Source organism: Confluentibacter lentus, assembly GCF_002806995.1.
Classification (GTDB): Bacteria; Bacteroidota; Bacteroidia; order Flavobacteriales; family Flavobacteriaceae; genus Confluentibacter; species Confluentibacter lentus.
Genome location: NZ_NIHE01000004.1, coordinates 189,431 through 203,901, shown reverse-complemented (window position 1 = coordinate 203,901; position 14,471 = coordinate 189,431). Strand labels below are relative to the sequence as shown.

Below are 14,471 nucleotides of genomic sequence, written 5' to 3'. Positions count from 1 at the left end.
ATTAACTGCAAAAAATTTAACTATGATGCAAATATCACATACACATTTAAAGCTAGTGTTATCTAATTAAAAATTTATCATTAGTTTTAATTACTGATTGTAACCAAAACGTTTCAGCTGGTTTTGATTGGAACGCCAATTTTTATTCACTTTCACATAGAGTTCTAAATGGATTTGCTTGCCGAAAAATAATTCTAAATCTTTTCTAGCCTCTACGCCTACTCGTTTCAAGGCAGCTCCTTTATGACCGATAATAATACCCTTTTGCGTCTCTCTCTCAACCATAATGACCGAACGAATTCTGATAATCGTGTCTTCTTCTAAAAACTCTTCAGTATCCACTTCAACAGCATAAGGAATTTCTTTTTTATAATGAATTAAGATTTTTTCACGAATGGTTTCATTGATAAAAAAACGTTCTGGTTTATCCGTTAACTGGTCTTTCGGATAAAATGGTGGCGATTCTGGAAGCAACTCAATAATCCTATCAAATACTTCCTTTACTTGAAATCCTTCTAATGCTGAAATGGGAATGATTTCTGCATTTGGCACTTTTTCTGCCCAAAACTGTACTTGGGTTTCCAATTGTTCTTGGTTGGACGTGTCAATTTTATTTAAAAGCAACAATACAGGTATTTTAGAAGAGGTAATCTTTTCAAAAAATAGTTCATCTTTTAAGGCTTGTTCGCCAATTTCGACCATATATAACAAAATATCGGCATCTTCAAAAGCAGATTTCACAAACCCCATCATCGATTCCTGTAACTCATAAGCTGGTTTTATAATACCCGGTGTGTCACTAAACAACACTTGAAAATCGTCGCCATTTACAATCCCCAAGATTCTATGTCTGGTAGTTTGCGCTTTCGAAGTTATGATGGATAGTTTTTCCCCAACAAATGCATTCATTAAAGTGGACTTCCCAACATTGGGGTTCCCTATAATATTTACATACCCAGCTTTATGATTCATAAATTTTTAATTTGATGCTACAAAGTTACAACCTTGAGGCAATTATTACACCATGATATTTTTTTAAACAAAAAACAGGAAGCATTTGCTTCCTGTTTATCAATACGTTTATGTAGCACTTATATTATTCTACTATTTCCAACAATTCAACTTCAAAAACCAAAGCTGAAAACGGTTGAATTGGGCCACCTTGACGTGGATTAGCGCCATAAGCTAAATCTTGAGGTATAAATACTTTATATTTAGAACCTACAGGCATTAATTGTAATACTTCGGTCCACCCTTTAATTACTTGATTCACACCAAATTGAGCTGGTTCTCCTCTTTCCACAGAGCTATCAAAAACAGTTCCATCAATTAATGTTCCCGTATAATGAACTTTAACCGTAGATTCTGCTGTTGGTTTTGCACCAGTACCTTCTTTTTCAACGATGTATTGTAACCCGCTAGCAGTGGTCTTTACACCTTCTTTAGATTTGTTTTCAGCTAAAAACGATTCACCAGCAGCTTTAATATCACCAAATTGTTTTTCTAATTCTTTAGCGGCAGCTTCTTGTTGTTTTTGCATCATTTTAGCTTGATTCTTTTGAACATACATCTGGATGATGGTTTGTGCTGCTGTTTTATCCATAAGGGTATTGGTAGAATCCATAGCATTCATATACCCTGCTAAAAATAACTCACTATTAACCTCTTCAAAATTGGCACCAATACTATTCGCCACATCTAATCCTAAAGCATAACTAACAGAGTCAACTTCTGTTTTTAATGATTCTTTAGTTACTGTTTTTTTACTATTGCAAGAAAAAACCAATGATGTTAATACAATGGCTCCTAAAAATTTAAATAATTTCATTTGTTTTTATTTAATGTTTATTGTTAATCTATTTTCAACTCCCTAAAATATATCACTTTACAATAAGAAGTCTATTTTCTGAATGTTTATTTTGGTTTATTTTTAACCGATGCCAAAAGTAGCAAAATTAAATTCACAATAAAAATATGCGTCGTGTTTTAATAAATAATTTAAGCAACCAAATTATTGATAGATGCGGGTTTTCAAATTCCATGTATTTATTTAATATCTTAGTACCAATAATATGGATTCTATAATAGCATAATTCCCAAATGAACACCATACCTTTTTCTGTTTTACATAGAACCGGACACTTAGAAAAAATACAGAATAGCATTTTCGATATACTGATTATTGGTGGTGGTATTACGGGTGCCGGCATTGCTTTGGAAGCTGCGTCTCGTGGACTCACGGTTTGCCTTATTGAAAAGAATGATTTTGCTTCTGGAACCAGTAATAAATCCACCAAACTCATTCATGGCGGTTTGCGGTATTTAAAGCAATTTGAAATCGGTTTGGTGCATGAATCGGGAACGGAACGTGCCATTCTGAATACCTTAGCGCCACATTTAGTGGTTCCAGAAAAAATGCTGTTGCCACTCATTGAAGGTGGCAGCTACGGAAAAACGCTGACATCGCTTGGACTCATGGTCTATGATTTTTTAGCCGATGTGAATGATGATGACAAGCGTAAAATGCTTGACAAACATAAAACGCTGAAAAAAGAACCGCTTTTAGACGATCAATTTCTTTTAGGTGGCGGTTATTATACCGAATACAGAACGGATGATGCCCGTTTGACCATCGAAATTTTAAAGCAAGCGGCTGGTTTTGGTGCTACTATTATTAACTATTGTGAAATGATGTCCTTCAATTACACCGACTCCCTAATCGACAATATTGAATGTGTTGACCACAACTCCAAAGAAAGAATCATCATCAAAGCCAATCATTATGTGTCGGCTACAGGACCTTGGGTGGATGTTATCCGTAAAAAAGATGTCTCCCTAAACAACAAACGTTTGCATTTAACCAAAGGTGTTCATATTGTATTTCCTTATGAAAAATTGCCCATCAAGCAATCTATTTATTTTGATGTTCCAGATGGCAGAATGGTTTTTGCCATCCCCAGAGGAAAAACCACGTATGTTGGCACCACCGACACGAATTATGATGGAAATCTAGACCATGTGGTCACAACCATGAGTGATGTGAATTATTTGCTCATCGCCATCAATGGTGTGTTTCCAACTGTAAATCTGACACTTGATGACGTGGAATCGAATTGGGCTGGGTTACGACCCTTGATTCATGAAGATGGTAAAGATCCTTCGGAATTATCCAGAAAAGACGAGATTTTCGTGTCGGATAGCGGACTTATTTCCATTGCTGGCGGTAAGTTAACAGGGTATAGAAAAATGGCGCACCGGGTGGTAGAAACCGTTTTAAAAACCATGCCCAAAGAAAAGAAAGAACTAATTAAAGACTCGTTTACAGACACCATCCCTTTGGTAACTCCTGCTTTAAAATCGTCTGAAGATGTCGTTAATTATATAGATGCATTGAAAAAACAACTGCTGGATTTTGGGATAACCGACACATTTTATTCAACATATCTCTGCTCCACCTTTGGAAAAAACGCTGATATCCTGCTGGAAAAAGCAAAATCCTATTCATTTGGAACTCCTAAAGAACGCTTGGTACGAGCCGAATTATGGTACTGTGTTCATTATGAAATGACAAATACCTTGGCTGATTTTTTCGTAAGACGTACCAGTAGTTTATACTTCAACATTAAAAGCATCAGCAAGCATTTAGATGTGGTTGTGAAGGATATGACACAGTATTTTAATTGGGATGCGGATAGAATTACTGCTGAAAAAGCCCAACTACAGCAACTTGTATATGATGCCACGCATTATTATGAAACCGAGTTCTAATCAATGTGGGTTTACTCATACTTGAATGTTAGGTTGAGCGCAGTCGAAACCCATAAATTATCGATTTACATGACCTTTCGACTACGCTCAAGGTGACAATAAATACTAATATTGGAATTTATACTTAGATTAGGTTTGCTTTTAAATTGAACTCACGTTAATATAGATATGAAGAATATTGCCTTAGAGCTTGAAAACATACTACCTGCCAGCAGGATCAAAACCCGTTATATAGATTTGGTATCTTACGCCTCCGATGCTGGTTTTTATCATTTAGTTCCCAAAGCGGTGGTGCAACCCATTAGCGAGGGAGAAGTTATTTCATTATTTCAATTTTCGCAAACCTACAACATGCCTTTGGTATTTCGCACGGGTGGCACGAGTTTATCGGGGCAATCCATTACCGATGGTATTTTAGTGGATTTAAGTCATTCTTGGAAACAAATTTCCGTGGAAAATAATGGCGATACTGTTCGAGTACAACCAGGATTGACAGGGGCTATGGTGAACGCCCATTTAAAAAAGTATAGTAAAAAAATAGGTCCTGATCCAGCGAGTATCAATGCCGCCATGATGGGTGGCATCGTATCCAACAACTCCAGTGGCATGTGCTGTGGCGTGGCTTTAAACTCCTATCATACGGTTAAATATTTACGGTTTATTTTACCTAATGGAAACACCTATTCCACAGAAAATAACGATGATTATTCCAGATTTGAAACGGTTGAAAAAGACTTGTTCGACAACTTATCAACGCTTCAAAACAACATCTTATCAAATCAAAAATTGCATGATAAAATCCGTAAAAAATACTTGACCAAAAATACGGTCGGTTATTCGTTAAACGCCTTTATCGATTTTGAACATCCGTTGGATATCTTAGCGCATTTGCTTATTGGTGCCGAAGGGACTTTGGCTTTTATTTCTGAAGTGGTTTTAAATACAGTTCCCGATTATAAATTTAAATCGACTGCCCTACTCTATTTCCAGTCCATTTTTGATGCGTGCCAAGCCATTGTGCCTCTTAAAAATTCTGGTGCAATGATGGTGGAACTCATGGACAGAGCGTCGCTAAGAGCTGTTGAAAATATGGAATCCATCCCCGATTTCGTAAAAACATTACCAGAATCTGCCGCTGCTTTGCTTATCGAATATCAGGAGAATGATTCGGAAGCACTGGATAAAAAAGTGACTGATTTTTTAAGCCTTATGAAGCATTGGAATCTCATTCAAACGCCTGTTTTCACCAGTGTGCCTTCTGAAATGGCTGCGTTATGGAAAGTCCGTAAAGGCTTATTTCCCGCCGTAGGTGCCGTGCGCGCTTCTGGTACGACCGTTATTTTAGAAGATATCGCGTTCCCTGTGGAAACATTAGGCGCTGCCATTGTTGATTTACATGTCCTTTTTAAAAAGTACCACTACAATAACGCGATTATTTTCGGGCATGCCAAAGATGGGAATATTCACTTTGTGGTCACACAATCCTTTAATACGGATTATGAAATCAATCGGTACGACACCTTCATTAAAGAGGTTGTGGAATTGGTGTTGACAAAGTATGATGGCACTCTCAAAGCGGAACACGGTACGGGTAGAAACATGGCACCTTTTGTGGAAACCGAATGGGGTGGTTTGGGGTATGAGATTATGAAAACCTTAAAATTGTCGGTGGACCCACATTTGCTTTTAAATCCGGGCGTGATTATTAATGATGATAAAAATACCCATTTAAAAAATTTAAAGGCCCTGCCCACGGTGGAGCCTGAAGTGGACACCTGCATAGAATGTGGGTATTGCGAGCATAAATGCCCAAGTAAAGATCTCACCACCACACCAAGACGACGTATTGTGGTTCGTCGCGCCTTAAAAACGTTAGAACATCAAGGCGATACCGCCAATTACAACTTGCTAAAAGACCAATACCAGTATGATGGTTTAGACACCTGCGCCGTGGATGGTTTGTGCGCTACCGCCTGCCCAGTAGATATCAATACAGGTGATTTGGTAAAACGACTACGCAGTGAAAACCATTCCAAATTTGCAAACGCCGTGGCATTAACGGTTGCTAAACACTTTGGCACAATGCAATGGACACTAAGAACCGCCATCAAGGCAGGAACACTCATCAATAGTTTTTTTGGGAAACAAACTATGGGCAACCTCACCAAGCTCCTTAGAAAAGTCATTCCCAATGCGCCATTATGGACACCACAAATTGCATCGCCCCCTAGTTTATCGGTTTTAGAATCACAGTCAAAACCCAAGCCAGACATTATCTACTTTCCGTCGTGTATTTCTAGGGTTTTGGGCACGTATGAAGGCAAGGAAAAAAATAGTATGGAAGCCTTTTTAAGTGTCTGTAAAAAAACAAACATCGCCGTTTCCATTTTAAAGGATGTGAATAGCAGTTGTTGCGGCCAACCCTTTTCATCAAAAGGGCATCAAGAGGCGTATGGTTTTACAGCCAATACCATTTTTGAAAGGCTTTGGGATGCCACAGATTCAGGAAAAATTCCTGTGGTGATTGATGTGAGTTCGTGTGCGTATAGCTTAAAGCAAATGGGTTCTACCCTCACTGCTGAAAACAAAGACAAATTAAAAAAACTACGAATTTTAGATACGGTCGCCTTTTTACACGATATGGTACTACCTAAAAGTCAGGTGAAACGTAATAAAAATAGCATTGTGTTGCATTCGGTGTGCACTTTGGAAAAGTTAAAGATTGAAGATGCATTTACAAGCCTTGCCAAGCATTTTGCCAAAGAGGTTATTGTACCAAAAAACAATGGTTGTTGTGGTATGGCGGGCGATAGAGGGTTTTTATTTCCAGAACTCACCACCTCTTCCACCAACCAAGAGGCGCAAGAACTAAAAAACGTGGTTTGCGATGGCTATTACGCCTCTACCAAAACCTGCGAAATGGCCATGAGCCAAGCCATAAATACCAATTACGAATCTATTTTGTATTTGGCGGATGAATGTTTGTAAGTTGTAAAAATCACTTAACTTAATTTTCAATAAAAATTAACAGATTTTATTTAACTTCTGATATGAAACATTAAAAAGATTTCATATCATCATAGCTGATAACAAGCCGACAAATCTTCTCATTTGGAAATTCGGCATAAATATTGTACATTTGTTTGTACAATATAATGTACATAAAAAACCAATAGTTATGAGAGCAATAACAATTTCCACTCTACGCAAGAGTATAAAGAAACACTTCGACTATGTTTCAAAGTCAATGGAAGTGATAGTTGTACCAAGAAGTAAAGGTGATGGCGCTGTTGTCATAATGTCTATTAATGAGTATAATTCATTAAAAGAAACAGAACACTTATTATCTACCAAAGCTAATAGAAACAGACTAATGGAATCCATCGAACAAATCGAAAAGGGAGAATTAGTTGAATACAATGAAGATGAAATAGAATTAGCTCATTAAATGAACATTGATTTTACTGCACACGGATGGGAAGATTTCACCTATTGGCTAGAAAATGACCCTGATACAGCAATCAAAATAAAAGACTTGTTAAAAGAAATTAAAGTAAACCCATTTAAAGGAACAGGAAAACCTGAACCTCTAAAACACGGACTTAAAGGCTTTTGGTCAAGAAGAATTACAGGTGAACACAGATTAGTTTATAGTGTATCTGGAAAAAAAGGTGTTGACCAAAAATGCACAATAATTCAATGCAGATTTCATTATGATGATAAATAACAGCCTATTAACAACAACGTCCATAATTAATTACTTCTGACTTTCCAATAGGAAAGTCAGAAGTAAATTTGTTATATTCGGCTTACCCCAGAAAATATTCATGTATTTTTACGTAACGAAACCATAGCCAAAACATTAAACGAACCAATCAAAAATCAACGTAATTTACTTAATCACAACCTCCTCACACAAGTCAAAATGCGCAACATCCGTAATATTTATAGCCGTTTTTAAATGGATTTTTGCAGGCATAAATAAGCACTTTAAAGTATTTCTTTCTTGGTTCAGCTACACCAAAACTCACTAAATGGAGATGAGCCAAGCGATAAACATCAATTACGAATCTATTTTATATTTTGGTGGATAATTGTTTATAACTTGGTTTTTGTTTGTAAAATTTTTCAGCTATCTTCGTTTAACGTCTGATATAAAACATTAAAACGATTTCATATCATTAAAGTTAGCGGTAATACTTTTAGAGTATATCATTATATTTGATTTTAACATAATAATTTAAAAAAATATATCATGGGAGAGGATACAAAAATTACAGAGTCAAAAGCATTGAATGGTATAGCAAAAAAAGTTAGCCCCAAAAAAGCTACTAAAGCCAAACCTACAAATGCAAAAACTGTTAAAAAGTCTCCAAAGCCAACACGAAACTACCAAATTGTAACAGTTGAAAAAAGTCTTATAATTGCTCAAAAATTAAAAGAAATGAACGGTGGAAATCCGTGGACTCCTAAAGATGTAAAAGTTGCAATTAACTTAACTGATAATAACAAATTCTTTTATTGTTCTCAAGCTTCAAGAGATTTTGGATTTACAATAGGTACAAGAGATGCAAAAGAAATAGCGTTGACCGATTTCGGCAGATCTACTGTTTATACTCCTGACGTGCAAACTGAAAAGAGAAAAAAAAATAGAAGCATTTTTAAAAATAGAGATTTTTAGAAATGTATTAGATTACTATAAAGGAAGTAAACTTCCTGAAATGAAGTATTTAAGTAACACTCTGGAAGATAAGTTCAAATTACATCCTGATTTTCATGAGGAATTTTCTAAAGTTTTTAGTGAAAATTGCAAAGAGTTAAATATAACTAATGGGAATCCATTATCTGACTCTGAGTCAAGTCCAATATCCCATTCAACAATTGTTATAGGAGAAACTAGAAAAAATACAAAAGGAAAATTAAAATTAAAGGCATTTGTAATCATGCCATTTGTTGAAAGGAATGACATTCGCGCTCAAGGTTTTTTTAAAGAAGTACTAGACAGTTTAATTATTCCCGCAGGAATCGAAGCTGGTTTTAATGTAGAAACCGCCAACAAACAAGGCTCTGATGTTATACAATCTACAATCATAAATGATTTACTAGAAGCAGATTTAGTGATTGCAGATTTAACTGACCATAATCCGAATGTTCTTTTTGAATTAGGAATGAGAATGGCAAATGATTTACCAGTTGCACTAATTAAGACAAAAGATACAGGTAAAATTTTTGATGTTGACAATATGCTGAGGGTTTATGAATATAATCAAAATCTATGGAAATCGACTATTGAATCAGACATTCCATCATTAATAGAACATTTTAAAGCTGCTTGGGATAACAGAGGAAGCGAACAAACCTATATGAAAAAACTTAGAAGAGTTTCTATACAACCTTCTACTATAACTTACTAAGAAAAATAGTACTACCGCTAACAAGGTTTTATGCAACTGGTGTTTTAAGATTTACCGACAAAGGTCGGTGTTTGCATTTTCTTATCCTAAGTGAAAGTTTTTCTTTTAATCTTTTCGGTATATTTGTAAACATCGGTAATAAAAGTCCCCACCTGCATAAAGTCCCGGGAAGTTAAGAGAACCAATACGATTAAACCAATTTATTTATTGGCAACAACCTCACCATATAAATCAAAATCCGCAGCATCCGTAATTTAACCGTCGTAAATTCACCCGTTTTTAAATAGATTTTGCTGGCATCAATAAGCACTTTAATGGTGTTACTTATTTTCTTGGTTTAACTCCCAATTTTGTGTTTGGTGGGCAATGAATGTATGGATAGGGTACATTTAATTATTTATTGATACCTCCAATGGAATCATAGTACTTTTTTTGCCTTTCCCATAATTGTTTCAGCATATTATCTATCAAAACAGTATAGTCTTCTTGATTTTTAACGAGTTTATTGTTGATATAAAAAGTTGGTCTTTTATCACCAATAGCAATGACTTTATATGTTGTGTTATCGGGGGAAACTGTCGTGATGGTATTCAAAAATGTTTCGGCTTCAGGCTTGTTCAATTCATTGTAATTAACATCCGTTGAAAATTCAACTGGACTGTTTTTTGTAGTTACTGAAGATGATTTATCCTTTTTTAAAAAGATAACTCCTGCCAAGATGATAGATACAAAAATGGCAGCATAACCCTTAATTCCAAGCTTTTTAAAAATAGACTGATGTTGTTTATGTCTAGTTTCTTGGTCTTTTAAAACCAGCATATTTAAAACATAGCCTTTCTTTGGAATGGTCTCAATTATTTTTTTGTCTTTGTCTAAAAGTACTTTACGCAAATAAGAAATCGCTTGATTTAAACCGTCTTCAGCACCACCGTAATTGTTCCAGATTTTATCAATAATATCTTCTCTAGTCACTAATTTCCCTCTGTTATCACAAAGTAAGCTCAATAAATTTCCTAGCCTTGGTTCAAGTTTAATTTCATTTGTTGTGGTTGTATCAATCAAAAGGCTACGATTTGGATTAAAAACAAATCTTTCAGTAATCATTTCTTCTGTATTTTTCATTGCTGTGCTCTTTTATAAATGAATACAAAATTACATTTCTGTGGTTTATATATTTTGTTTATCCATAAAAATAGAAAATCTAAAGTTTTTCTAAAGACAGAATGTGTTCAGTATAAAACAATTTTGCAAAAAAAAAAAAAAAATTAATCATGTACAAGCAAATTAAATTTCTTACTGCCTTTATTTTTATAATTACCAGCTACAGCTTTGGCCAAACAAAACTTGAAAACAAATTAGATGACTTTTTCAATACTTTTTTTACAGAGGATGGTGTTGGATGTGCTACCCTTATTTCAAAAAACGGCCACATCATTTATGAAAAAGGTTTTGGTAAAGCGGATATAGAATTAAATGTGGCAACCAACCCAAGTAATATATTTAGAATTGGTAGTATCACAAAACAATTTACTGCTATTACCATTTTACAATTATACGAACAAGGTAAGTTAGATTTGAACGATGCCATTCAAACACATGTTCCAGATTTTCCAGTGCATTCTAAAAAAATTACAATTAAAAATTTATTAACGCATACTTCTGGCATTAAAAACCTTACTGAAATAGAGGATTTGGAAATAAAACAAACGCCTTATAGCACAGAAGAATTAATTGATTTATTTAAAAATATGCCACTTGATTTTCAGCCGGGTGAAAAATACAGCTACTCAAATTCGGGATACATATTATTGGGATACATCATCGAAAAAATAACAGGTAAAGCGTATGCCGATTATATCCAATCAAATATTTTTGATACGCTAGGAATGACGGACTCTTATTACGACAGTTCCACAACTATCATACAAAACAGAGCAAAGGGCTACGATTTGGATGCTGATTACAAACTAGTAAATTCAGGCTACTTAAATACCACATTCCCATATGCTGCTGGTGGACTTATCATGTCTGTCCAAGATTATTTTAAATGGCACGAAGGATTAATAACAAACAAATTAGTTAAAAAAGAAACATTACAAAAAGCATGGATGCCATTTCAATTAAATAATAAAACTTTTACACCATATGGATATGGTTGGGCTTTGGGGGATATTTTTGGAAGTAAAAAAATTGAACACGGTGGACATATCAATGGTTTTAATTGTAAAGCAACCTATTTACCACAAGAAGATATTTTAGTTGTTACTTTTAGTAATGGTAGTTTTATAAACACCGATATCATTAATGACCAAGTTGCAGCCATAGTCGCTGAAAAAGCACCATTAAAAGAAATAAAGATTTCCTCATCTGCAATGGATGATTATGTTGGAACGTATAGATTTTCACCAAATGATCCCTCAACTATAAAAATTTACAAAGAAAATGGCGACCTTTATTTAAAAGACAGTAACTCTCACACTGCTTGGAAAATGCACTTTATTAAAGAAAATGAATTTATTTGCTATGAAGTTTTTCCTAATACTCAAATCCTTTCAAAAAATGAAAAAGGTCAAGTAGATTTCCTAATTATTAAAAATTATGATAGTGAAATAAAGGCAAAAAGAGAGAAATAATAATATCAACATGAAAAGTGCCTCCCCATACAAATTAACACCTGGCCTGCGCTCAAGGTGACATAACTACTTCGCCATAAAGGTCAAAATCAGCAGCATCCGTGATTTTAACGGTGGTAAATTCCCCTGTTTTTAAATAGATGTTGCTGGCATCAATAAGCACTTCGTTATCAACATCGGGTGAATCAAATTCTGTTCTTCCCACAAAATAACCGCCTTCTTTTCTGTCAATAACCACTTTAAAGGTATTGCCTATTTTCTCTTGGTTCAACTCCCAAGAAATCTGCGATTGCAGTTCCATAATCTCGTTGGCACGTTGTTGCTTCACGGCTTCTGGGACATCATCTTCCAAATTATAGGCATGGGTGTTTTCTTCATGACTGTAGGTGAAACAGCCCAAACGCTCAAAACGCATCTCCTTCACCCATTGTTTTAGGGTTTGATAATCAGCTTCAGTTTCACCGGGGTAGCCCACAATCAAGGTCGTTCTAATGGTCATATTAGGCACAGCGGCTCTAAAATCCTTAATCAATTGCGTGGTCTTTTCTTTGGTGGTACCACGACGCATGCTTTTTAAAACGCTATCAGAAATATGTTGCAACGGAATATCCAAATAATGGCATATTTTCGGTTCACGCTTCATAACCTCCAACACATCCATTGGGAACCCCGTTGGAAAGGCATAATGCAAACGAATCCATTCAATACCATCTACTTTTACCAAGGCCTCCAAAAGTTCGGCCAGGTTGCGTTTTTTATATAAATCCAACCCGTAATAGGTTAAATCCTGCGCAATTAAAATAAGTTCCTTGACCCCTTTGGCGGCTAGTTTTTCAGCTTCGGTCACTAAATCTTCAATCGGCGTACTTTTATGTTTACCACGCATTAACGGAATGGCACAAAAACTACAGGGGCGATCGCATCCTTCGGCAATTTTTAAATAGGCATAATTTTTTGGCGTGGTGGTTAAACGCTCACCAATGAGTTCGTGTTTATAATCGGCACCCAAGGCTTTCAGTAATCCGGGAAGCTCAGTGGTTCCAAAATACTCATCCACATTCGGGATTTCCTTTAACAAATCCGGTTTGTAACGTTCACTCAAACACCCCGTAACAAACACTTTATCGACTTCGCCATCTTCCTTTTTTTGCACGTATTCCAAAATCGTGTTGATGCTTTCTTCCTTGGCATTATTGATAAATCCGCAGGTATTAATCACCACGATATTCCCTTCTTCTTCATGAACCACATCTTTTCCACTGGCTTTTAATTGCCCCATCAACACCTCGCTATCGTAAACATTTTTACTACAGCCCAGGGTGACTACATTAATTCGGTTTTTCTTTAGTGATTTTGTACGCATGCCTTTTTTAATAAGTGTGCAAAGATAGGGAATGATTTACGAATTACGATATACGATTTATGATTTACGAATTTTGGGTATCGGGTCTTAGGTCTTTGGTGTTGGGTTGCTAGTTGTTTAGTTGTTTGGTGTTTAGCTGAAGTAACTATTCACTTTTCACTATTAACTAATCACTATTTTATTATATTTGTATGTCCCGTTATTAAAACCTACTATTATGAAACGTATAAACGTATTCTTGTTTATTGCTTTATTGTCGTTTTTTAACTGCTCTAAAGACGAACCCGTTGAACCGGACACTCTTTATTTTCCACCTGTTAATTCCAATACTTGGGCAACGCTTTCCATTGCCGAGGTGGGCTGGAATGCCAGTGCAGAACAACCGTTGTATGATTTTCTGGAAGCCAGTGCTACTGATGCTTTTATTATTTTAAAGGATGGAAAAATTGTTGTTGAGAAGTATTTTGGGACTTTTCAACAATCGAGTATTCATTCTTGGAACTCAGCCGCAAAAACTTTAACCGCTTTTACCGTTGGGATTGCACAGGAAGAAGGCTTTTTATCGATTGACAATCCGTCCTCCAATTATATGGGCACTGGTTGGTCGTCTTTAACTTCGGAACAAGAATCACAAATTACGGTACGCAACCATTTAACAATGACTACTGGACTCGATTATACCGTTCCCCAAAATTTTTGCACCGACCCCGAATGTTTTCTGTATAAAAATGAACCGGATACGTTTTGGTATTACCATCAAGGTGCGTATACAATCTTGGATAATATTGTTACTGGTGCTGTGGGACAGGATTTCAAGGATTATTTTAATGCTAAAATACGTAACAAGATAGGCATGTCTGGAGGTTGGGTTAAAACGGGTAGTTATTTAAACCTGTATTTTAGCAATGCGAGAAGTATGGCGCGTTTCGGATTATTGAATTTAAACGAAGGTGTTTGGAACGGTACAACCATATTGGCAGATAAAAATTATTTCATGGAGATGACAACCACATCACAAGATTTGAATAAATCATATGGCTATTTATATTGGTTGAATGGAAAAAGCAATTATAAAATTCCGGGTTCTGAAACCTTGTTTACAGGTAAATTAATTCCCAATGCACCGGATGACTTGATTGCGGGATTGGGTGCTTTCGACCAAAAATTGTACATCATCCCAAGCAAAAATATGGTAATAGTGCGCATGGGAGATAGTGGCAATGAAGATGAATTAGGTCCAACCAATTTCGATAATGATCTTTGGGAAAAGATTAATTTGTTGATAAATTAAAA

At 35.6% G+C, this 14,471-nt stretch carries 12 protein-coding genes; 8 read left to right on the top strand and 4 right to left on the bottom strand.

Annotated features, from left to right (window positions below):
• Positions 1 to 90: 90 nt before the first annotated feature.
• Positions 91 to 972, bottom strand: a complete 882-nt coding sequence (gene era, locus CDH50_RS09930; protein WP_100612097.1) for a GTPase Era — start codon at positions 970 to 972, stop codon at positions 91 to 93.
• A gap of 124 nt (positions 973 to 1,096) precedes the next feature.
• Positions 1,097 to 1,828 carry an FKBP-type peptidyl-prolyl cis-trans isomerase gene (locus CDH50_RS09925; RefSeq protein WP_100612095.1) on the bottom strand — a complete coding sequence of 244 codons (732 nt, stop codon included), beginning with the start codon at positions 1,826 to 1,828 and terminating at the stop codon, positions 1,097 to 1,099.
• Between the two features lie 272 nt (positions 1,829 to 2,100).
• Here CDH50_RS09925 and CDH50_RS09920 point away from each other — a divergent pair, with 272 nt between their 5' ends.
• The 6 genes from CDH50_RS09920 to CDH50_RS09895 all read left to right on the top strand — a co-directional run bounded on the left by CDH50_RS09920 (position 2,101) and on the right by CDH50_RS09895 (position 9,182).
• Positions 2,101 to 3,768 carry a glycerol-3-phosphate dehydrogenase/oxidase gene (locus CDH50_RS09920; RefSeq protein ID WP_100612093.1) on the top strand — a complete coding sequence of 556 codons (1,668 nt, stop codon included), beginning with the start codon at positions 2,101 to 2,103 and terminating at the stop codon, positions 3,766 to 3,768.
• Positions 3,769 to 3,936: 168 nt separating this feature from the next.
• Positions 3,937 to 6,756: an FAD-binding and (Fe-S)-binding domain-containing protein gene (locus tag CDH50_RS09915; protein WP_100612091.1), complete on the top strand. Its 2,820-nt coding sequence runs from the start codon at positions 3,937 to 3,939 to the stop codon at positions 6,754 to 6,756.
• Between the two features lie 190 nt (positions 6,757 to 6,946).
• Complete coding sequence (locus tag CDH50_RS09910; RefSeq protein ID WP_157804969.1) at positions 6,947 to 7,216, top strand: type II toxin-antitoxin system Phd/YefM family antitoxin; 270 nt, start codon at positions 6,947 to 6,949, stop codon at positions 7,214 to 7,216.
• Positions 7,217 to 7,495 (top strand): Txe/YoeB family addiction module toxin, encoded by a 279-nt coding sequence (locus CDH50_RS09905; RefSeq protein WP_100612087.1) that lies wholly within the window; start codon positions 7,217 to 7,219, stop codon positions 7,493 to 7,495.
• 528 nt (positions 7,496 to 8,023) lie between these two features.
• The gene (locus tag CDH50_RS09900; protein ID WP_100612085.1) at positions 8,024 to 8,449 is read left to right on the top strand and encodes a hypothetical protein; all 426 of its coding nucleotides are present in this window, start codon (positions 8,024 to 8,026) and stop codon (positions 8,447 to 8,449) included.
• A 40-nt stretch (positions 8,450 to 8,489) separates the two neighbouring features.
• Positions 8,490 to 9,182: a hypothetical protein gene (locus tag CDH50_RS09895; protein ID WP_198513480.1), complete on the top strand. Its 693-nt coding sequence runs from the start codon at positions 8,490 to 8,492 to the stop codon at positions 9,180 to 9,182.
• A gap of 393 nt (positions 9,183 to 9,575) precedes the next feature.
• Here CDH50_RS09895 and CDH50_RS09890 read toward each other — a convergent pair whose 3' ends face one another.
• The gene (locus CDH50_RS09890) at positions 9,576 to 10,304 is read right to left on the bottom strand and encodes a winged helix-turn-helix domain-containing protein (RefSeq protein WP_100612083.1); all 729 of its coding nucleotides are present in this window, start codon (positions 10,302 to 10,304) and stop codon (positions 9,576 to 9,578) included.
• A gap of 149 nt (positions 10,305 to 10,453) precedes the next feature.
• Between CDH50_RS09890 and CDH50_RS09885 the strand changes: the two genes are divergently transcribed.
• Positions 10,454 to 11,815 carry a serine hydrolase gene (locus CDH50_RS09885; RefSeq protein WP_100612081.1) on the top strand — a complete coding sequence of 454 codons (1,362 nt, stop codon included), beginning with the start codon at positions 10,454 to 10,456 and terminating at the stop codon, positions 11,813 to 11,815.
• Positions 11,816 to 11,867: 52 nt separating this feature from the next.
• On the opposite strand, the gene rimO is transcribed toward CDH50_RS09885, so the two are convergent.
• On the bottom strand, positions 11,868 to 13,178 hold the full coding sequence (gene rimO, locus CDH50_RS09880; protein WP_100612079.1) for a 30S ribosomal protein S12 methylthiotransferase RimO: 1,311 nt from the start codon (positions 13,176 to 13,178) through the stop codon (positions 11,868 to 11,870).
• Positions 13,179 to 13,395: 217 nt separating this feature from the next.
• Here rimO and CDH50_RS09875 point away from each other — a divergent pair, with 217 nt between their 5' ends.
• Positions 13,396 to 14,469 carry a serine hydrolase domain-containing protein gene (locus CDH50_RS09875; RefSeq protein WP_100612077.1) on the top strand — a complete coding sequence of 358 codons (1,074 nt, stop codon included), beginning with the start codon at positions 13,396 to 13,398 and terminating at the stop codon, positions 14,467 to 14,469.
• Positions 14,470 to 14,471: the final 2 nt, after the last annotated feature.